13 protein-coding genes are annotated in these 19,288 nt (G+C 73.5%); 8 read left to right on the forward strand and 5 right to left on the reverse strand.

Annotated elements, in window-relative coordinates:
- The first annotated feature begins 1 nt into the window (after position 1).
- The 3 genes from ACZ6I1_RS09960 (at position 2) to ACZ6I1_RS09970 (ending at position 8,445) form a co-directional block, all read left to right on the forward strand.
- Complete coding sequence (locus ACZ6I1_RS09960; protein WP_469285164.1) at positions 2-2,929, forward strand: NHLP bacteriocin export ABC transporter permease/ATPase subunit; 2,928 nt, start codon at positions 2-4, stop codon at positions 2,927-2,929.
- Positions 2,930-3,089: 160 nt separating this feature from the next.
- A complete protein-coding gene (locus tag ACZ6I1_RS09965; protein WP_469285166.1) occupies positions 3,090-7,070 on the forward strand; it encodes a Pls/PosA family non-ribosomal peptide synthetase in 3,981 nt (1,326 codons plus the stop codon).
- Between the two features lie 22 nt (positions 7,071-7,092).
- A complete protein-coding gene (locus ACZ6I1_RS09970; protein WP_469285168.1) occupies positions 7,093-8,445 on the forward strand; it encodes a M1 family metallopeptidase in 1,353 nt (450 codons plus the stop codon).
- Between the two features lie 97 nt (positions 8,446-8,542).
- Here the strand turns inward: ACZ6I1_RS09970 and ACZ6I1_RS09975 are convergent, their stop codons facing one another.
- Complete coding sequence (locus tag ACZ6I1_RS09975; RefSeq protein WP_469285170.1) at positions 8,543-9,355, reverse strand: CbtA family protein; 813 nt, start codon at positions 9,353-9,355, stop codon at positions 8,543-8,545.
- 12 nt (positions 9,356-9,367) lie between these two features.
- Positions 9,368-9,595 (reverse strand): CbtB domain-containing protein, encoded by a 228-nt coding sequence (locus ACZ6I1_RS09980; protein WP_469285172.1) that lies wholly within the window; start codon positions 9,593-9,595, stop codon positions 9,368-9,370.
- Positions 9,596-9,889: 294 nt separating this feature from the next.
- Between ACZ6I1_RS09980 and ACZ6I1_RS09985 the strand changes: the two genes are divergently transcribed.
- The 3 genes from ACZ6I1_RS09985 to ACZ6I1_RS09995 all read left to right on the forward strand — a co-directional run bounded on the left by ACZ6I1_RS09985 (position 9,890) and on the right by ACZ6I1_RS09995 (position 11,789).
- On the forward strand, positions 9,890-10,492 hold the full coding sequence (locus tag ACZ6I1_RS09985; RefSeq protein ID WP_469285175.1) for a histidine phosphatase family protein: 603 nt from the start codon (positions 9,890-9,892) through the stop codon (positions 10,490-10,492).
- A gap of 88 nt (positions 10,493-10,580) precedes the next feature.
- Positions 10,581-11,192: a hypothetical protein gene (locus ACZ6I1_RS09990; protein WP_469285177.1), complete on the forward strand. Its 612-nt coding sequence runs from the start codon at positions 10,581-10,583 to the stop codon at positions 11,190-11,192.
- A gap of 75 nt (positions 11,193-11,267) precedes the next feature.
- Positions 11,268-11,789: a hypothetical protein gene (locus tag ACZ6I1_RS09995; protein ID WP_469285179.1), complete on the forward strand. Its 522-nt coding sequence runs from the start codon at positions 11,268-11,270 to the stop codon at positions 11,787-11,789.
- 71 nt (positions 11,790-11,860) lie between these two features.
- Here ACZ6I1_RS09995 and ACZ6I1_RS10000 read toward each other — a convergent pair whose 3' ends face one another.
- A complete protein-coding gene (locus ACZ6I1_RS10000) occupies positions 11,861-13,300 on the reverse strand; it encodes an aminotransferase-like domain-containing protein (RefSeq protein ID WP_469285181.1) in 1,440 nt (479 codons plus the stop codon).
- On the opposite strand from ACZ6I1_RS10000, the gene ACZ6I1_RS10005 reads away from it, so the two are divergent.
- Both ACZ6I1_RS10005 and ACZ6I1_RS10010 read left to right on the forward strand, forming a co-directional pair.
- The gene (locus ACZ6I1_RS10005) at positions 13,299-14,537 is read left to right on the forward strand and encodes an aminotransferase class V-fold PLP-dependent enzyme (RefSeq protein ID WP_469285183.1); all 1,239 of its coding nucleotides are present in this window, start codon (positions 13,299-13,301) and stop codon (positions 14,535-14,537) included. The two genes, ACZ6I1_RS10000 and ACZ6I1_RS10005, sit on opposite strands and share 2 nt — an antisense overlap.
- Positions 14,534-15,850 (forward strand): MFS transporter, encoded by a 1,317-nt coding sequence (locus ACZ6I1_RS10010; protein ID WP_469285185.1) that lies wholly within the window; start codon positions 14,534-14,536, stop codon positions 15,848-15,850. The genes ACZ6I1_RS10005 and ACZ6I1_RS10010 overlap by 4 nt, the downstream gene beginning before the upstream one ends.
- Positions 15,851-15,950: 100 nt before the next feature.
- Here ACZ6I1_RS10010 and ACZ6I1_RS10015 read toward each other — a convergent pair whose 3' ends face one another.
- Together ACZ6I1_RS10015 and ACZ6I1_RS10020 are read right to left on the reverse strand one after the other, a co-directional pair.
- Positions 15,951-18,359, reverse strand: coding sequence for a protein kinase domain-containing protein (locus ACZ6I1_RS10015; RefSeq protein ID WP_469285186.1), 2,409 nt, complete (start codon positions 18,357-18,359; stop codon positions 15,951-15,953).
- A gap of 228 nt (positions 18,360-18,587) precedes the next feature.
- Positions 18,588-19,061 (reverse strand): hypothetical protein, encoded by a 474-nt coding sequence (locus ACZ6I1_RS10020; protein WP_469285188.1) that lies wholly within the window; start codon positions 19,059-19,061, stop codon positions 18,588-18,590.
- Positions 19,062-19,288: the final 227 nt, after the last annotated feature.

The raw sequence follows: 19,288 nt of genomic DNA on the forward strand, positions 1-19,288 counted from the left end.
CATGACGTACGCGCACCAGGCGCCGGCCCCCGCCGCAGCCGCCGCAGCCGCCGCACCGGGCGCACCGGGCGCACCGTACGATCCGGGCGCACCGTACGATCCGGTCGTCGCCGCCCTGGGCCGGCTGGGCGCACCGGTCGACTGCACCGGGCTGCGCAGCCTGTCCCTGGAGGGCCCGCTCGTCCTGTGGCTCGTCGTACAGGGCGCGCTGGACCTCTTCGCCGTCGACGCCGCGCAGTCCGGGCACTGGCACTTCCTGGGCCGGCTGGACGCGGGCACCCTGCTCCTCGGCCCGGTCGACGGCCCCGAGCACACCCTCGTCGCCCGTCCCCTGCAAGGCTGTCTGCTGCGCCGCATCGAGCTGGGCGAACTGCCCGCCCCCGACCACGGCGCGCCGTACCCCCACGGGTGGGCCGAGCAGGGGGAGTACGGCCACCCGGCGGCGCACCAGCCCAGCCCCCTCGAGGACGCCTTCGCCCGCGGCATCGGCCGCGGCCTGCGCGTGCTCTACCAGGCACCGCTCGACGGGCGCGGCACCACCGGGCACGGCGCGGCCGACGAGGACATCCTGTGGATGCACGTCACCCCCGGCAGCGTGCAGTACGGCGCCCTGTACCAGGGGTACACGGGCGAGCAGGGCGCGGCCGGCAGCCTCCTCCTCGACCCGGTGATGTGGCAGGGCATGGTGGACCAGCAGTACCGGCTGCTGTACGCCCTGGACCGCTCGATCGAGGAGCTCGAGCGCGTCCACGCCGACCGCATGGCGGCCGGCATCGAGGCCGGCCAGGCGGCCCGCACCCAGGCGGACCGGACCCTGCTGGCCGCCATCGGCCGCTCCGGCGGCCGGACCCGGAACCGGGGCGCGAGCGTCGACGCGACCCTCGCCGTGTGCCGCCTGGTGGCCGGCGAGGCCCGCATCACCCTGTCCGAACCGGGGCCGGGCGGGGCGGCGTCCGAGCGCACCGACCCCGTCGAACGGATCGCGCTCGCCTCCCGGACACGCACCCGCGTGGTCCGGCTCGGCGGCCGCTGGTGGCGGGAGAACAGCGGCCCCCTGGTGGGCCGGCGGGAAGAGGACGGCGCCCCGGTCGCCCTGCTGTGGCGGCGCGGCCGCTACGAGGCGGTCGACCCCGCCGCCGGCACGCGCGAGCGCATCGACAGCCGCGCCGCGGCCGCCTTCGAGCCGCGCGCCGTCATGTTCTACCGCCCGCTGCCCGAGGGCCGCCTCGGTCTGCCCGCCCTGCTCCGCTTCAGCCTGCGCGGCACCCTGCCCGAGCTGCGCGGCCTCGCCGTCGGCGGGCTGGTGGCCGTACTGCTGGGCGCACTGGTGCCCATCGCCACCGGCAAGGTACTCGGCCGGTACGTCCCCCAGGCCGAGAACGACCTCATCGTGCAGACCTCGCTGGCCCTGATCACGACCGGCGTGGTCGCGGCCGCCTTCATGCTGCTGCAGAACCTGTCCGTCCTGCGCCTGGAGGGCCGGATCGAGGCCACCTTGCAACCGGCGGTGTGGGACCGGCTGCTGAGGCTGCCGACGACGTTCTTCGCCGGCCGTTCCACCGGTGAACTGGCCGGCGCCGCCATGGGCATCAGCGCCATCCGCGGCATGCTGTCCGGGGTCGGCTCGGTCTGCGTACAGGCGGGCGCGGTCGCCGCGATGAACCTCGTCCTGCTGCTCGTCTACAGCGTGCCGCTGGCGATGGCGGCGCTCGCCATGCTCGCCGTCGTCGCGGCGGTCTTCCTGGGCCTGGGCCTGTGGCAGCTGCGCTACCAGCGCCGGCTGATCCGGCTCGGCAACCGGCTCAACAACCAGGCCTTCCAGACCCTGCGCGGGCTGCCCAAACTGCGCGTCGCCGCGGCCGAGAGCTTCGCCTACGCCGCCTGGGCCCGGGAGTTCGCCCGTACCCGCGAACTGCACCAGCGCGTCGGCCGGGTGCAGAACGTGAGCACCGTGCTGGGCGCGGTGTACCTGCCGCTGTGCACCCTGGTGATGTTCGTGCTGCTGGCCGGACCGGCCCGCGGAGCCATGTCCGCCGCCGAGTTCCTCACCTTCAGCACCGCCCTGACCATGCTGATGTCCTCGGTCACGCAGCTGACCGGCGCACTCCTCTCGGTCGCGGCGGTGCTGCCGATGTTCGAGCAGGTCAAGCCGCTCCTGCGGGAGCCGCTCGAAGCGGAGAGCGGCGGCATCCGGCCGGGCGAGCTGACCGGCTCCCTCGAGGCCAAGAACCTGTCCTTCCGCTACACCGACGACGGCCCGCCGGTACTCGACGGCATCGACTTCCGCGTCCGGCCGGGGGAGTTCGTCGCGGTCGTCGGGGCCAGCGGCTGCGGCAAGTCGACCCTGCTGCGGCTGCTCATCGGCTTCGAGAAGCCGCTCACCGGCAGCGTCCTGTACGACGGCCAGGACCTGGCGGCACTCGACCAGGCGGCCGTGCGCCGCCAGTGCGGCGTCGTCCTGCAGAACGCGCAGCCCTTCACCGGCTCGATCCTCGACTGCATCTGCGGCTCCGAGGCCTTCTCGCTCGAGGAGGCGTGGGAGGCCGCCGCGATGGCGGGGCTGGCCGAGGACATCAAGGCCATGCCGATGGGCATGCACACCATGCTCTCCGACGGCGGCGGCACGGTCTCGGGCGGCCAGCGCCAGCGGCTGATGATCGCCCAGGCCCTCATCCGCAAGCCCCGCGTCCTGTTCTTCGACGAGGCCACCAGCGCGCTGGACAACGAGGCACAGCGCGTGGTCATCGACTCCACCCGGAGCCTGCGCGCCACCCGCATCGTGATCGCCCACCGGCTGTCCACGATCATGGACGCCGACCGGGTGATCGCCATGGCCGACGGGCGCATCGTCCAGCAGGGCCCGCCGGCCGACCTCCTCGCCGACCCGACGGGCCTCTTCCACGAACTGGTCCGCCGACAGCTGAGCTGAAGGACCCGGATGCCGGCCACGCTCGAGGGTTCAACGCGAAAATTCTCGATGCCGCACTAGAATGGCGGGTTGTTTGCCGCCGAACCGGAACAACCTGGGCGATCCCGGCCGGGCTCCGCCGGCGACCCGGGAGGAATCCGGGAACGAGACGCGAGGGCCGATGGCAGCCACACCAGAGCGCGGTGAACTCACTCTGCTCGACGACACGGCAGAGTCCGGCGACGCGGCAGAGTCCGGCGACGCGGCAGAGTCCGGCGACGTGGCGGTGTCCGGCGGAGGCGACCCGCAAGAGGCCGGAAAGTCCGCCCTGTTCACCGCCGGCCCCACCGCCCCGCCGCGCACCCTCGTCGACATCCTCGAGGCGTCCGTACGGGCGTACCCCGACGAACCCGCCCTGGACGACGGCACCACCCAGCTGACCTACCGCGCGCTGGCCGCCGAGGTCGACCGCGGGCGGCGCGCCCTCGCGGCCGCCGGCGTCGGGCTCGGCGACCGGGTCGGCGTCCGGGTGCCCTCCGGGACCAACGAGCTCTACGTCTCCGTCCTCGCCGTCCTCGCCGCGGGCGCCGCCTATGTGCCCGTCGACGCCGAGGACCCGGACGAGCGGGCCGAACTGGTCTTCGCCGAGGCCGGCGTGCGGGCCGTGCTGGGTGCGGGACGGCGCATCGACGCCACCGGACCCGCGAACGCCGCCGCCCCCGCCCCCGCCGCCCGGCCCGGCCCCGAGCACGACGCGTGGATCATCTTCACCTCCGGCTCCACCGGCAAGCCCAAGGGCGTCGCCGTCACCCACCGCAACGCCGCCGCCTTCGTGGACGCCGAGGCCGCGCTGTTCCTCGCCGAGGAGCCGATCGGGCCCGGCGACCGGGTCATGGCCGGACTCTCCGTCGCCTTCGACGCCTCCTGCGAGGAGATGTGGCTGGCCTGGCGCCACGGCGCCTGCCTCGTCCCCGTACCCCGCTCCCAGGTGCGCAGCGGCGCCGACCTCGGCCCCTGGCTGGTGGAACAGGAGATCACCGTGGTCTCCACGGTGCCGACGCTGGCCGCGCTCTGGGAGCCAGAAGACCTGGGCGAGGTCCGGCTGCTGATCTTCGGCGGCGAGGCCTGCCCGCCCGAGCTGACCCAGCGCCTGGTCACCGAGGGCCGCGAGGTCTGGAACACGTACGGCCCCACCGAGGCCACCGTCGTCGCCTGCGCCGCGCTGCTGACCGGCGAGGAGCCGATCCGGATCGGCCTGCCGCTGAACGGCTGGGAACTGGCCGTGGTCGACGAGTCCGGCGAGCCCGTGCCGATGGGCGGCAGCGGCCAGCTCGTGATCGGCGGCGCCGGCCTCGCCCGCTACCTCGACCCCGAGAAGGACGCCGAGAAGTACGCCCCGCTGGAATCCCTCGGCTGGCAGCGCGCCTACCGCAGCGGCGACCTCGTCCGCGCGGAACCGGAAGGACTGGTCTTCCTCGGCCGCGGCGACGAGCAGATCAAGCTCGGCGGCCGCCGCATCGAGCTCGGCGAGGTCGACGCCGCACTCCAGGCCCTGCCCTGCGTGGCCGGCGCGGCCGCCGCCGTACGCACCGCCCGCAGCGGCAACCAGCTGCTCGTCGGCTACCTGGTCACCCAGGACGGCTGGGACCACGCGGCGGCCGTCGAGCGGCTGCGCGCCGAACTGCCCGCAGCCCTCGTACCGCTGCTCGCACCGGTCGAGGAGCTGCCGACCCGCACCTCCGGCAAGGTCGACCGGGCCGCGCTGCCCTGGCCCCTGCCCGAACTGGAGACCACCGGCCCCGCCGAGCAGCTCTACGGCACCGAGGCCTGGCTCGCCGAGCAGTGGACCGAGACCCTCGGAATCGCCGTCACCGGCGCCGCCGACGACTTCTTCGCCATCGGCGGCAACAGCCTCGCCGCCGCCCAGCTCACCACCCGGCTGCGCACCCGCTACCCCGGCGCGGCCGTCCTCGACATCTACCAGCAGCCGACCCTGCGCAAGCTGGCCCGCCGGCTGGAGAAGTCCGTACAGGACGACGGCGCGGCCCGGACCATCGCGCCGGTCCCGCTCCGCGCCAAGGTGATCCAGTCGCTCCTGCTGCTCCCGCTGCTCACCCTGGTGGGCCTGCGCTGGACGGTGGCACTGCTGGCCCTGGGCAACGTGCTGCACCGGTTCGGGCCCTACCCGTGGGCGCCGACCGCCTCCTGGTGGCTCGTCGCCGCCGGTGCGGTGCTGCTCTTCAGCCCGCCCGGCCGCCTCGTGATCGCGGCCGGCGGCGCCCGCCTGCTGCTGCGCGGGGTGCGGCCGGGCCGCTACCCGCGCGGCGGAAGCGTGCACCTGAGGCTGTGGACCGCCGAGCGGCTGGCCGAATACGCCGGCGCGACGCAGCTCACCGGTTCCTGGCTGGAACGCTACGGCCGGGCCCTCGGCGCCAAGATCGGCCCCGAGGTGGACCTGCACTCCCTGCCGCCCGTCACCGGCATGCTCAAGCTTGGCCGCGGCTGCGCCGTGGAGTCCGAGGTCGACCTCTCCGGGCACTGGCTGGACGGGGACCGGCTCGAGATCGGCCCGGTCAAGGTCGGCGCGGGCGCGGTGGTCGGCACCCGCAGCATCCTCTTCCCCGGTGCGCGGGTCGGCAAGCGCGCCGAGGTGGCCCCCGGCTCCGCCGTGGTCGGGCAGGTCCCCACCGGCCAGCGCTGGGCCGGAGCCCCCGCCGGCAAACTCGGCAAGGCCAAGCGGAACTGGCCCAAGGAACGCCCGCCGCGCGCCACGCACTGGCGGGCCATGTACGGGGCGACCGGCTTCTGCCTCACCGCCCTGCCGGTCCTCGCCACCGTGCCCGCCCTGCTCGTGGTCAGCCTGTTCGTGCCCGCCGGCGCCGGGCTCGCCGCGGCCCTGCGCGGAGCGCTGCTCGCCGTGGTGCCCGGGGCCCTCGCCTTCGGATGCGCGTACGCCCTGCTCCTGCTGGTCTCCGTACGCCTGCTCAGCCTCGGACTGCACACGGGCAACCATCCGACGCACAGCAGGGTCGGCTGGCAGGCCTGGACGGTCACCCAGCTGATGGACCTGTCCCGGGAGACGCTCTTCCCGCTGTACGCCGGGCTCATCACCCCCGTGTGGCTGCGCCTGCTCGGCATGAAGATCGGCCGGGGCGCCGAGGTCTCCACCGTCCTGGCACTCCCCAGCCTCACCACCGTCGGAGAGGGCGCGTTCCTCGCCGACGACACCCTGACCGCCCCCTGCGAACTGGGCGGCGGCTGGGTCCGCATCGGACACTCCGAGATCGGCCGCCGGGCGTTCCTCGGCAACTCCGGAATGACCGCGCCGGGCCGTACCGTCCCCGACGACGGACTGGTGGGCGTCCTGTCCGCGACCCCGAAGAAGGCCAAGAAGGGCAGCTCCTACCTGGGCCTGCCGCCCGTCAGGCTGCCGCGGTCCGCCGCCGACGCCGACCAGAGCCGGACGTACGACCCGCCCGCACGCCTGCTGTGGGCCCGCGGCCTGGTGGAGCTGTGCCGGCTCCTCCCGGTCTTCTGCTCGTCCGCGCTGGCCGTGCTCACGGTGGCGGCGCTCTGCGCGCTGACCGCCGCGACCGGCCTGGGGATCTGGGGGACCGCCCTGCTGTCGGGCGCCGTCCTGCTCGCCGCCGGGCTGGCCGCGTGCCTGGTCTCGGTGGCCGCGAAGTGGCTGCTGGTGGGCCGCCACCGGACCGGCGAGCACCCGCTGTGGAGCGGCTTCGTGTGGCGCAACGAGCTGGCCGACACCTTCGTCGAGGTACTGGCCGTGCCGTGGCTGGCCGGATCGGTGCCCGGCACCCCGCTGATGGCCCTGTGGCTGCGCGCGCTGGGTGCCCGGATCGGTCGCGGAGTGTGGTGCGAGAGCTACTGGCTGCCCGAAACGGACCTGGTGGAGCTGGGCGACGCGGTCAGCGTGAACCGGGGATGCGTGTTGCAGACACACCTCTTCCACGACCGGATCTTGAGGACGGATACTGTGGTCCTCCGTGAGGGCGCCACCCTGGGCCCGGGCGGAATCGTCCTGCCCGGGAGCACGGTCGGGGCCCGCAGCACCCTGGGTCCCGCCTCCCTCGTGATGGCCGGGGAATCCGTGCCCGCCGACTCCCGCTGGCTGGGCAATCCGATCGAGGCGTGGCGGTCCTGACAGGGCCAGAACGGAAGCGGCAGTGAACGGCCAGCAGACAGCGGCGGCGGACCCGTACTTTCCGGCCAACGGCGACTCCCGCTACCGCGCGCACCGGTACGAACTCGCCCTGGAATACCGTCCCGGCCCCAACAGGCTGGCCGGCACGGCCCGGATCAGCGCGATCGCCGGGCGGGCGCCGCTCACCGAGTTCCACCTGAACCTGGCCGAGTACAAAATAGGCCGGGTCCTGGTCAACGGCCGGGCCCCGCACTACACGCACCGGGGCGGCAGGCTCCGCCTCCGGCCCGCCAAGCCGCTGCCGGCCGGCGCCGCCTTCACCGTCGAGGTGCACTGGGCGGGCAACCCCAAGCCGGTGCGCAGCCCCTGGGGCGGCCTCGGCTGGGAGGAGCTGACCGACGGCGCGCTCGTGGCCAGCCAGCCGGTCGGCGCGCCCTCCTGGTACCCGTGCAACGATCGGCCCGCCGACAAGGCCTCGTACCACATCTCCGTCAACACGCCCTCCGCCTACACGGTGGTCGCCGGCGGCCGCCTGCTCACCCGGACCACCAGGGCCAGCACCACCACCTGGGTGTACGAGCAGCCCGCGCCGACCTCCAGCTACCTGGTCGGCCTGTCCATCGGCATGTACCAGACGGTGCTCCTCGGCGACCCCGGGCTGGGCGGAGTCCCGCAGAGCGCCCACGTACCGGCGCACCTGCTGCCCCGCTTCTCCCGCGACTTCGCCCGGCAGCCCGCCATGATGCGGCTGTTCGAGGAACTCTTCGGGCCCTACCCCTTCGGCGAGTACACGGTGGTCGTCGCCGACGAGGAACTGGACGTCCCGGTGGAAGCCCAGGGCCTGTCCACGTTCGGCGCCAACCACGTGGACGGCGTCCGCGGTTCGGAGCGCCTCATCGCCCACGAACTGGCCCACCAGTGGTTCGGCAACAGCGTGACCATCGCCGACTGGCGGCACATCTGGCTGAACGAGGGCTTCGCCAAGTACGCCGAGTGGCTCTGGTCGGAACGCTCCGGCGGCCGCTCCGCGCACGAGCTGGCCGCTGCCGCGCACCGGCTGCTGTCCTCACAGCCGCAGGACCTGCTGCTGGCCGACCCGGGCCGCAAGCTGATGTTCGACGACCGCCTGTACCAGCGCGGCGGTCTCGCCGTGCACGCGGTGCGCTGCGCCCTGGGCGACGCCGCGTTCTTCCGCATGCTGCGCGAGTGGGCCACCGTGCACCGCCACGGCGTGGTGAGCACCGCCGCCTTCACCACCCACGCGGCCCGCCACGCGTCCGAGCCGCTGGACGACCTGCTCGCGGCGTGGCTGCACGGGACGCTGCTGCCGCCGCTCCCGCTGCCGCCGATGCCTGCACTACCGCCGCCGTCGTAGCCGCCGTTGCGGTGGAAGGTACGACGGCATGACACTGCCCCGCCCACCCTTCGCGGGCCCGGCGGGGCAGTGCCGTATCGGCGGTGCGGAACGCGCATCAGCCGAGGGCGGGCTCCCGTTGGGGCGCGGGCGCACCGGCGTCGGCCGTACGGGCGGCCAGGAGCCGCTGGGCCAGCACGCCGAACACGATCGCGAACACCGCCCAGAGGACGACCTGCACGGCCAGTGAGGCGACCCGGAACTCCCACAACAGGGCAGCGGGGAAACCGGGCTTGACCGCGTCGTCGTTGTCCGGCAGGAACGCGAACGCCAGGCCGACGGCGACGACGAAGCCGGCGCCGGCGGCCAGGGTGGCGTTCCAGTTGCCCAGGCGCGGCGCCAGCCGCCGGCCCGCTATGACCGCGCCGACGCCGAGGAGCACGCTGAGCAGGATCATCAGGAAGAACAGCGTGGTGCGCTGCCCGATCGTGTCCGGGTTCCCGACGGCCGGGGGAGTGGCCGGGTACTTCAGGAACGGCACCAGGTAGACGGTGGCGAAGGCCGCCGCCGCGGTGAGGGCCGCCGTCGCCCGCGGGCTGAACCCGCCCACGCGCCCCAGGGCGAAGGCGAACGCCAGGGAGGCGATGCCGCCGAGGGCGACTGCGTAGACGAGGACACCGGTGGCCAGCCCGAAGGTCGACTGCACCGGCCGACTGACCAGTTCCTCCTCTTCCTCCGCCGCCCCGGCTTCGGCGCCGTGCCCGCCGTGGGCGCCCGCCGCTTCCTGGGCGGCCTGGGCCTCCTCCACCGCGATCGAGCCGTTGACGGGCGGCTCACCCACCACATAGGCGACGGCGAAGGCGAACAGCCCGGCGATCAGGCCCGCGAGCATGCCGCGTACCAAAAGGCCTCTGACAGTTGAGGCGTGCATGTGCGTGGCCTCTCAGTGGCAGGGGAAGCCGAGCAGATGACGACCGTCGTGCACCCACTCGTGCACTCCGGCACCGGAGAACACGGACGTGGCGCCCTGTTCGGCGCCGACGAAGTACAGGGCGACGAGCATCAGAAGGCCAACGAACAGGGCCCAGGGGAGTACCGCGCGCACGGGCAGCGGAGCCGGCAGAGAGCCGGAAGGGGCGGGAATGGCAGGGGAGACGACAGCCTCGGCCATGGTGGAACCTCCTCGGGGAACACGCGTCCCATACGGTGGTGCAGGACGACGGTCCGCGGGTCTGACTCGCAGCGGCGCACCCCAGGGGGATGCCGGCGCAGCACACAGTGGCGCGACCATGCCGGATTCACACCGGACTTCCGCCTCGCCGTCGTCACCTTGTTGAAATGTCGGCCTGACCGTACCGCGCGCCGCACCCGTCGCCAAGGGCGTGAGGCCCGCATCACTTCCGTGCGCCCCCTGAGTAGAGTGCCCGCCTGTTGACCTCCGACGACCGCGACCGCGAAGGCCCCGATGACAGTCCGGCTGACCCTGATCTCCCCCGCGACGAGCACAGCACTGCGGGACTTCCGGTTCGACGACGACAGCCCCCTCGATCCGGCGGGACGCGCGCGGGCCGAGTCCGCCGCGGCCGCGACCGCCCAGCCCGCCCGCGCCTACACCTCCCCCTCCCTCCGCTGCCGCCAGACCGCCCGGGCCCTCGGCCTGCGGCCCGAGCCGCCGGCCGTGGCCGACCTGGCCGGCTGCGCCATGGGGCGCTGGCGCGGGCAGACCCTGGACGCCGTCGCGGCCGCCGAAGCGGAAGCCGTCGCCGCCTGGATGACGGACCCGACGGCAGCCCCGCACGGCGGGGAATCGCTGCGCGGCGTACGCCTGCGGGTGGGCGCCTGGCTCGACGCCCTGCCCGAGCTTTCCGGGACCGTCACGGCCGTCGCCGAACCGGACGTCATCCGCGCGGCGGTGGTCCACGCCCTCGCAGCACCCGACGAGACGTTCTGGCGCATCGACGTCCGCCCCCTCACCGCAACCCACTTCACCGGCCGCGCCCACCGCTGGAACCTGCGCATCGGAGGCACGCTGGAGCACACGGCCGGGCAGGCCGGCGGCACGGCGTGAGGCAATCCGGGTGACGGGGGACGGCCGATGGGAGCAGCGGGCCGGGTCACTCACGGGCGGCCCGGGGCGCGGTCAGCACAGTGGGACGGTGAACAGATCTCTGATGCCGCGCCCGGTCATGCTCCTCGGCCCCGCCGCGGCCGCCCTCTCCCTCGTCATGCTGGCCGCCGGTCCGGCGGCGGCGGCTCCCTCTCTCGCGCAGCGCGCGGGCTCCGAGGTCCACTGGTCCGCGCTGCCCGCGACCGCCAACGAGGTCTTCGTCGTCGAGAACTCCGGTGAGGTCTCGATCTTCGACGCGGCCGGGATCGTTCCCGGGTTCGGCTGCCGGAGCATCGCCACCAGCCAGGTCAACTGTGGTCCCATCGCCACGACGACGAGGCTCAGGATGTCAGCGGGCGACGGGGACGACTCCGTGACCCTCGGGTTCATCCTTCCGCTGCCGCTTCCGGCGGTCATCGACGGCGGATCCGGGCAGGACCGGATCCGTGGCGGTACCCGCGGTGACCAACTCTCCGACCCCGACGGCTGGCCCACCCCGCAGTCGGAGGACACCTTCGTGGGAGGCGACGGCAACGACAGGATCCTCAGCCGGAACCGCGGCTACGACCGGATCGACTGCGGGCCCGGCTTCGACACGGTCATCGCGGACCCGGCCGCCCGCGACGTGGTCGTGAACTGTGAGAGCGTGATCCGCTTCTAGCGCGTGCGTGACGCGGTGATCCGCCCCCGGGTTCAGGTGGTCGTTCACCAGGTGGCCGGAGTCGTTGGAGGGACTGTGGCAGAGATCGAGGTCCCGGGACCTGAGCCCGACTGGCAGCCGGCTGTACAACCGAGCTACTCCACCGGCAAGAACCCGGCCTGCCAGTACAGCGTCTGGGAGCACTGCGCCCCGCTGTTCCAGATGATCGGAGTGCTGGCGTTGCCGGTGCAGCCCGTGGCTCGGCGGCTGCGTCTGCACGTGGAGCGGTCGTGGGACGGGCTGGACGAACTCGACGTCGTTCTGTTCCGGCTGCAAGGCTTCAGCTTCGCGATCAGCAAGCACGACGGCAATCCGCTCGGAGTCTCGTATGTCTGGCTCACCCAGCCTCACGAGCAAGCCGACAAGGCCCTGGACACCCTCCTGGAGGTGGTCGGGATCGGGGAGGACGCCGTCGCGTTCCGCGGAGATCCTCAGGAGGACCCAGCACAGCGGTCCACCGCGGCACAGCATGCCGGCTCTCCTGATGAGGACTCCGGCACGACCTTGCCGACCTCCCCGTGGGCAAGGTTCCGGCGTGCCATCGGCATGACCCGGTAAGCGCCTCCGACGCTTGGCGAAGGTCATGGGGCATCAGTCACACTGCTTGATCATTTCACCGCATACAGGCCCTAGTCGGACTCCTTCGGGCCGAGGCCGGACAGGGCGGCGCCCAGGCGGCGGGCGGCTTCGGTCAGCTCGGCGTGGTCGGCGGTCGCGGCGAAGCCGAGGCGCAGGTGGGGGGCCGGCGGCTCGGTGGCGAAGTAGCGGCTGCCGGCGCTCACCGCGACGCCGTGCTGCCGTGCCGCGCCGGCCAGGACCGTGTCGTCCACGCCCGACGGCAGGCGGACCCACAGGTGGAGGCCGCCCGTGGGCAATCCGGCCAAGGCCGCACCGGGGACCTCCCGCGTGACCGCGGCGGCCAGCACCGCGCACCGCTCCCGCAGCGCCGTACCCAGGGAGCGGACGTGGCGGTCCCAGGAGGGGGAGCTGAGGACCTCCAGCGCGGCCTCCTGGAGGGGGCGGGTGACGAAGAAGTCGTCGACCAGGCGTACCGCGCGCATGCGCTCCATGACCGGACCGCGCGCCACAAGGACCCCGATCCGCAGGCTCGGTGCGGCGGGCTTGGTGAGCGAGGTGACGTGGACGACCGTGCCGTCGCGGTCGTCGGCGACCAGCGGCCGCGGCACCGCGCCGCCGTGTCCCAGGTGCCGTGCGAAGTCGTCCTCGAGGACGAACGCGCCCGAGGCGCGCGCCACATCGAGGATCTGACGGCGCCGTTCGGGTGCCAGCACGGTGCCGGTCGGGTTCTGGAAGGTCGGCTGGCAGTACAGCAGTCGCGCGCCGGTCATCGCGAACGCGTCGGCCAGCATGTCGGGCCGCAGGCCGTCCGCGTCGAGCGGTACCGGAACGGGCCGCAGCCCGGCGGCGCGGGCGGCGGCCAGGGCCCGGGGATAGGTGGGGGACTCCACCAGGACCGGGCTGCCGGGCCCGGCGATGGCCCGGAACGCGATCGACAGGGCGCTCTGCCCGCCCGCGGTGACCAGCACGTCCTCCGGGGCCACGCTGCCGCCGACGATCCTGGCGAACACGGTGCGCAGCGCCATCAGGCCGCCGGCCGGGGCGCGGTCCCAGGCGTCCGGACGGCGTGCCGCCCGCGCGAGCGCCGCGCTCAGGGCCCGGGTGGGCTGGAGCGAGCGGTGCACGTAGCCGCCGTCCAGCGTGATCGTCCCGGCCGGCGGCGGGCCGAGCGGGTCGGCGATCAGGTGGGTGTCGACGGCGCGGTCCGTGAGGGCGACCGTCTGCCAGTCGGTATCCGCGCCGCCGCCGCTCCCGCCCACGGCCGCGTCGCGCAGCCGGCCCCGCTGCGCCGCGAACGTCCCGCTGCCCGGACGGGTCACCACCGCGCCCTCGGCGGCCAGCGCGGCGATGGCCCGCGCCACGGTCGCCGGGCCGACCCGGTACTCCTTGATGAGCTCCCGGCTGCTCGGCAGCCGGTCGCCGGGCGACAGCCGGGAGACCAGCGCACGGAGGCTGTCGGCCAACTCACCAGAAGTGCTACCGTCATTCATGAGAGACAACAGTAGCGCTTTCGGTCCTGGTCGGGAAGCACTTCGGCTGGACGTGGCCGCCCTGCGGGCCGACACCCCCGGGTGCCGCGAGGTCATCCACTTCAACAACGCGGGCTGCGGCCTGCTGGCCGCGCCGGTACGGGACGTGATGGTCGGCCACCTCAACCTCGAGGCGCGGATAGGCGGTTACGAGGCGTCGGCGGCCCGGGCCGCCGAAGTCCGCGGGTTCTACACGGAGATCGCCGCCCTCATCAACACCACGCCCGACAACATCGCCTTCGCCGGCAGCGCCACCCACGCCTACGCCAACGCCCTGTCCTCGATCCCGTTCGAGGCCGACGACGTCATCCTCACCACCCGCGACGACTTCGTCTCCCACCAGATCGCCTTCCTCTCCCTGCGCAAGCGCTTCGGCGTGCGCATCGTCCACGCGCCCGACTCCCCGGAGGGCGGGGTGGACGTGGAGGCGATGGCCGCGCTGATGCGGACCCACCGCCCCCGCCTGGTGTCCGCCACCCACGTCCCCACCAACTCCGGCCTCGTCTCGCCCGTGGCCGACATCGGCCGCCACTGCCGCGAGCTGGACCTGCTCTACCTGGTCGACGCCTGCCAGTCGGTGGGCCAGCTCGTCATCGACGTGGAGAAGATCGGCTGCGACCTCCTCACCGCCACCTGCCGCAAGTTCCTGCGCGGTCCGCGCGGCTCCGGATTCCTGTACGTGTCCGACCGCGTCCTGCGCGCGGGCTTCGAACCGCTGTTCATCGACATGCACGGGGCCCGCTGGACCGAGCCCGGCCGCTACGAGCCCGTCGCGACGGCGGCCCGGTTCGAGGAGTGGGAGTTCCCGTACGCCACGGTGCTCGGCAGCGCAGCCGCGACGCGCTACGCCCGCACCGTCGGCATCGAGGCCATCGAGCAGCGCACCCCGGCGCTCGCGGCCCGGCTCCGCGACCGGCTCGCGCCGATCCCGGGGGTGCGGCTGCTCGACCGGGGCCCGCGCCTCGCCGCGCTCGTCACCTTCGGCGTGGCGGGATGCCAGCCGCAGCCGTTCAAGGCGGCCATGGACGCCCGCGGCATCAACTCTGCGCTCAGCTTCCGCGAGTTCGCCCAGTTCGACTTCGGGGACAAGGGGGTCGACTGGTGCCTGCGCCTGTCGCCGCACTACTACAACACCGAGGAGGAAGTGGACCACGTCGCGGACGCGGTCGCCGACCTCGCCGGCCAGGGACGGCGATGACCACCGCGCCGAAGGCCGCCGAAAAGTCCTCCGGCGAGAGCCTCTGGCGCAACGGCGACTTCCTCAGGTTCTGGCTGGGCGAGACGCTCTCGCTTCTCGGCACCCAGGTCACGAATCTCGCCCTGCCGCTGACCGCCATCACCGCCTTCCACGCCACGGACGAGCAGGTCGGCGTCCTGCGGTTCCTGCAACTCGTCCCGTACCTCGGGCTCGCCCTGGTCTTCGGGGTGTGGGCGGACCGGGTCCGGCGGCGGCGGATCATGCTCGGCGCCAACCTCGTCCGGATGGTCCTGCTGGCCCTCGTGCCGCTCCTGTACTGGACGGACGCGCTCGGCATGGCTTCGCTGCTGGCGATCGCCTGCGCCGTCGGCGTCGCCTCGGTGCTGTTCGACGTGAGCTGGATGTCGTACGTCCCCACGCTCGTGCGCGACCCGGAGCACTACGTGGAAGCCGGCGCCAAGATGGGCATGAGCTCATCGGCGGCCGACGTGGCAGGGCCCGGACTGGCGGGTGTCCTGGTCGGCGCCCTGACCGCGCCCGTGGCACTGATCGTCGACGCGTTCTCCTACCTCGTGTCCCTGATCTCGCTGCTGCTCATCCGCACCGCCGAGCCCCCGCCCCGACCGCCCGCGGCCCGCCGGCACCTGCCCACCGAACTCCGGGACGGACTGCGCCTGGTGCTGAAGAACCCGGTCCTGCGCTCCCTCGCCCTGATCGGTTTCTGCTGCAACTTCTCCATGATCACCGTGTGGACGATGTTCCTGCTGTACGGAACACGCGACCTGGACCTGGACCCGACGACCCTCGGCGGCATCTTCGCCACGGCCTCCGTGGGCGGTCTCATCGGCGCGGGGATCTCCCGCACGGTCATCCGGCGCTTCCGGCTCGGCCGCGTCTACCTCGTCGCCCAGTCGGCCCTCCTCACCGGCCCGGCGCTGATCGTCCTGGCCACCGGTCCCCGGCCGGTGATGGTGGGGATGTTCGTCCTGTCCTTCTTCACCACCTACCTCGGACTCGGTGTCGCCGGCGTCGTCATCGTCAGCCTGCGCCAAGCCAGTACCCCGCAGTCGATGATGGGCCGGATGACGGCGGTCTTCCGTACCCTGCTGTTCGGCGGCGGCGCACTCGGCGGCCTGTTCGCGGGCCTGCTGTCCGGCCGGATCGGCGCCCGGGCGGCCTTGACCGTGGCGGCGATCGGCTCCGCCGCCGTGCTGATCGCACTCGTCCTGTCCCCGGTGAGCCGACTGCGCGGCCTGCCGCCGCCACCGGAAGAACCCGTCACCGCCGCGGCGGACGGGCAGCTCGCCGGCTGAGCCGGCACGGAGCACGCCGGAGGAAGTGCCCCACCACCCCGTGCCGCGGGGCCCTTCCTCCGGCCAGGGTTCACCCCGCGGCCGCGGCCGCGGGCGTCCGTCAGACGGCGGACGGTTCGACGGCGGACCAGCCCTTGGCGGTCGGCGTGAAGACCACTCCGCCCGCCACCAGGAAGCCGGACGGGCCGTCCGGGCCGGGGCGGACGCCGCCCGGGACGGTGAACCGGCCGGTCTGCTTGCGGGAGGCGAGGTCGATGACCACCCCGGAGGTCCGGCACCGCACGTACGCCAGCCCGTCGGTCACCACCACCGCGTTCGACGTCTCCGGGCGCTCCGGGTCGGCGCACTCCTGCGCGAGCGGAATCCGCCACACGGCTCCGCCGGTCTGCTGGTCGAGCTCCATGAAGGCCGGCTCGCCCCCCGAGGCGGCCGCCATCAGGTACACCGTGCCCCCGGCCACGGCCGGTCCGGACAGCGTCGTGCCGGCGTACGGGATGTCCGTGGACCGACGCCTCGCCGGGTCACCGCGCAGCACCCCCGCCCCGTTCTCCTTGTTGCACAGGAAGACCGTCGCGTCGAACTCGTCCTGGGCCAGCGTCAGTCCGCGGGTCTCGCACGATCCGGGCATCGCGAACCGGGTGCCGTCCTGGGGGGTGCCGAACGGCAGCTTCTTGCCGGTGGCCCCGTCGAGGGCGGTGACGAAGCTCTGGAATCCCATGTCGGGGTTCTGGGTCCGTCCTTGTACGTACACCCGGTCCGCGGCCACCCGCAGCGCCGGGTAGCCGTCCTCGGAGCCCGACACCGCCTGCTGCCACAGGAGCTTGCCGTACCGGGTCTCCAGGGCGGTGACGGTCCCGGACGCGTTGACCGCGAAGACCCGGCTGCCGGCCGCGTCCAGCACCGGCCGCCGCAGCTTCTCCTTGGTGGGGAACTCCCACCGGGGGGTGCCGTCGGCGAGGTCCAGCGCGGTGAACCCCTTGCTGCCGGGCACGATCACCGTGTGGGATCCGGCGACCGCTCCCGGAGCCACCAACGGGCCCTGCCCGTCCACCACGTCCTCCAGGAGCTGCCCCCACAGGTGCTCGCCGGTCGCCGCGTCGAACCGGCTGAGCACATCGCCCGAACCGCCCTCGGGGCCGGGCGACGTACACACCAGCGAGGAGTCCGCGTACACGCAGGAGCCCATGTCCTTCCCGCCGTTCCAGGCCCGCCAGCCGGCGGGGCGCCGGGCGGGGGCGTCCGCGTAGGCACGGTTACCGGCCGGGCTGCCGCCGTCGGTGGCCACGTACGGGGCGAGGGTCCCGGTCACCGCCGGGCGGGCGGGCGTACGCGCGGCACCATCGGGGATCCCGGAGGGACCGGCGGAGGCGCCGGGGGTCTTCGCGTCGTCCCGCGAACCGTCCGCCGGGGAGAGCCGCAGGTAGATCCCGCCGCCGGCCAGCAGCGAAGCGGCGAGCGCCCCCGCGAGGACAGCGCGCCGCCGGAGCCGCCGGCGCCGCACGGCCGCCGCGTCCCCGACCGGCCCGGTCGGCGGCCCGGAGCGCCGGGTGAGCGGCCCGCCCGCGTCGGCGGCCGCCGGACCCGAGCCCTCGCGCAGGTCCGCGGCCCCATCCGCATCCGCATCCGCATCCGCAGCCGCGCCCTCGCCCGCGGCCTGCGCCCCGCCCTCGCCGCCGCCCTCGCGGAGCGGGTTCTCCCAGTCGGCCTCCGGGATCCGCGCCAGCGCGGCCAACAGCTCGTCCGGCCCCGGCCGGTCGGCCGCCTCCTTGGCCAGGCATGCTCCGACCACGGCCCGCAGCGGATCGGCCAGCGCCCCGATGTCCGGCGCCTCCGACACCACGCGGTAGGCCGTCATGTAGTGCGAGTCCGCGTCGAAGGGCCCCCGCCCGGTCGCCGCGAAGACCAGCACCGAGCCCAGCGAGAACACGTCCGACGACGCCCGCACCCGTGCCGGAGCCGACAGCTGCTCCGGCGACATGTACGGCGGAGTCCCCAGGATCTGCCCGGTCGAGGTCAGAGTCTGCTGCCCCGTCGCCCGCGAGATCCCGAAGTCGATGACGCGCGGCCCGTCGTCCGTCAGCAGGACGTTCTCCGGCTTCAGATCGCGGTGGACCACCCCGGTGGTGTGCAGCTCGCGCAGCGCCTCCACCAGTCCCAGCGCGAGCACCCGCAGCGCGCTCCCGCGCAGCGGCCCGTCCGCCTTCACCCGCGCGCCCAGCGTCCGCCCGGGCACCAGCTGGGTGGCCATCCAGGGCCGCTCCGCGTCGGGATCGGCGTCCACGACCGCAGCGGTGAAGGCCCCGCTCACCCGCCGGGCGGCCGCCACCTCCTGGCGGAACCGGATCCGGAACTCGGGGTCGTCGGCGAACTGCTGGTGCACCAGCTTCACCGCGACGAGCCGGCCCGAAGCGGCCCGCCCCGAGTACACCGTCCCCATCCCGCCGGACCCCAGCCGGGCGATCAGGACGTACCCGCCGATCGCCCGCGGATCCCCGTCCCGCAGTGTCATGTCCCGCCCCGCCCACCGTGTACTCCGTCGGCGGCACCCTATCCCGGACCTGGGAACCCGCACGCGGCGGCGCCGCCCGGCCGCGCCCGGCCGCCGCGCGCCCGAAGTCGCATTCCTGATATGGCGTCAAAGAGAAGAAGCCGCCTTGCGGGCCGTTCCCCGGTGCGGGGTTCGCGAGGCGGCTTCTCTGCGCGGTGTCAGTGCCTTTGGTGAAGGCACGTCATATGTTCATTCCGGAAGGCGTTCCGATCCCGTGCACGTGGCGCGGCCGTACGCCCCGGAAGTCGTGGCGCGTTGCACGTGCTTACCTTGAACGGCGAGCGTGCAACTGGCGTTGCCGCCTTTCTGGTCGAGCGTGATGTTCACGATCGGTGATTCGCCGGCGGGGACCCGAACGGTTTTCTTCCAGGGCAGCCGCACGTCCTTGGCCACCGTCGCCGTGCCGGATTCGCCGTGTCCGGCGTAGGTGATCTCGGCCGTGCCCGCGCCGGTGACCTCGTAGGTCACCGCGACCGAGGGGGTGGCGCCCGGCTCCGGGTCCTGCGGCGTGGACAGGATCCCGTATCCGACGAATCCGCAGGTCGCGAGCAGCAACACCGCGGCAATCGCGAGGACGTTCCGGTCAAGTCCCTTGGCGTCGCCCTGCTTTGACGGTGCGGCGCCCTGATTCTCCGTTACTTCTGCGGGTTTCGTCGAGGCCATGAGAAGTCCGCGCTTTCGGTCGAGTGTATTGCCGGATGGAAAGTCCCGGTGCGGAACCGGGACTTTATACACCACGCATCTGACGCGGAGCGAGCCGCCGGGACATTCAGACAAAGAGTGCAGCTATGGGGCGGCATGTCCGCATTTGCCTTTGGAATTGACATCGAATTGACGGGCTGACTAAACACGGCGAGCACCTCAGGGCGTCCTCCCACGCGCCGTGAATT

Source organism: Streptomyces sp. NPDC046303, from assembly GCF_055588085.1.